This is a genomic window from Spirosoma areae, assembly GCF_054781775.1.
The window spans coordinates 1-1,098 of record NZ_BAAGTT010000021.1 but is presented as its reverse complement, the minus strand read 5'-3'; the positions used below and the strand labels follow the sequence as shown (position 1 = coordinate 1,098).

Here is a 1,098-nt window from a genome sequence, read left to right as displayed (position 1 = left end):
GGAGTGCGCTTTGTCAGGGGGAAGCTGAAAAACTCACGTTTTGACCTGCCTGTCGAAACGTTCGCCTTGTCGCAAGTAGCCCGCCCACTCCACACATGATGAACACTTCACCCAACGCCCGAAAGGGCTGATGGTGTGCAAGTTAGCTCACTAAAACAAATATACTTTCGACCTTTACACCCTTTCCTGGTTGGGCTGCAACGCTTCCTCACCGGCGAGCGTCTTGTCAGCGGAGACCCACCCACGCGGACCGTTAAACTACAACCAATCTGAATTTGACAAATTCAAACCAGTAATTTTCAGACTTCACACTTGCTAAATCTATGGAATAATTACCAACCTCGAATTTGGTAAAAATAGCATTTGCTCTGAAATCCTGTGATTTTGGCGAATAAGCCGAATTGAACAAAAGATAATCAGTCTGCACCGCTTGCCAGTGAAGTTTTGAATGCCACTCTAAATTTTCAGGCTTAAAACTCTTAAAATAGTTAGCTGTTTCGGGGTCAATATTTTCAGTTTCGTAAGAGTACTCGTTCCAGACTAATATTTTAGAAGCATTAAGCCAAGAGAAACAGTAGGGGGTATCAATAATGAGACCTTTGCCATCTTGAATTGGCACCTCGATGCATGGACTGGTTGGACTCGATTGTGATTCGAGAAAATCCAGCATTTGCCAATACGTTGTAGTGTCTGCTCTACCGCTGTTTTCATCAACGCCTTCCCAGTAGTCAAGTAGCGAACTCGCTAAAAGTAAAGGCGGTGCTTTGTCAAACCAGTACCACTTCATTATTCATTTAAAATTAGCTGACCTGTCGGGGCGTTCACCCTGTCGAAAGAACGATGCCCCGCAAACCCAAACCTGCCTAACCGGGGCGTTCACGTTGTCACACGAGACCCGCCCAACGAGCAAAAACCTGACCTCTGCGGCCTACAGCCTGTCGACCGAAACGCCGAAATGGAAGCCAATTTATGGACTCGCACCCAACGCCAACAAGGGCTGATGGATGAGGAAGATAGACAGAAAAAACAAACGTGCCTGCGACCTTTTCACCCTTGTTTGGTTGGGCTGCCAACCCACCGACGAGACGTGAGTCCTGT

At 47.1% G+C, this 1,098-nt stretch carries 2 protein-coding genes; one reads left to right on the top strand and one right to left on the bottom strand.

Translation table 11 applies throughout. The features are described from left to right. Window positions 1-253: 253 nt before the first annotated feature. Window positions 254-787, bottom strand: a complete 534-nt coding sequence (locus ACYVI1_RS08715; RefSeq protein ID WP_460908927.1) for a hypothetical protein — start codon at window positions 785-787, stop codon at window positions 254-256. On the opposite strand from ACYVI1_RS08715, the gene ACYVI1_RS08710 reads away from it, so the two are divergent. Then, entirely contained in the window at window positions 765-1,001 is a 237-nt protein-coding gene (locus ACYVI1_RS08710) for a hypothetical protein (RefSeq protein WP_460908923.1), read from the top strand. The two genes, ACYVI1_RS08715 and ACYVI1_RS08710, sit on opposite strands and share 23 nt — an antisense overlap. Window positions 1,002-1,098 lie beyond the last annotated feature (97 nt).

What these genes read in the sequence shown, in the direction of transcription:
- ACYVI1_RS08715 (WP_460908927.1), bottom strand. Translation starts at nt 787, where the DNA reads ATGAAGTGGTACTGGTTTGACAAAGCACCGCCTTTACTTTTAGCGAGT.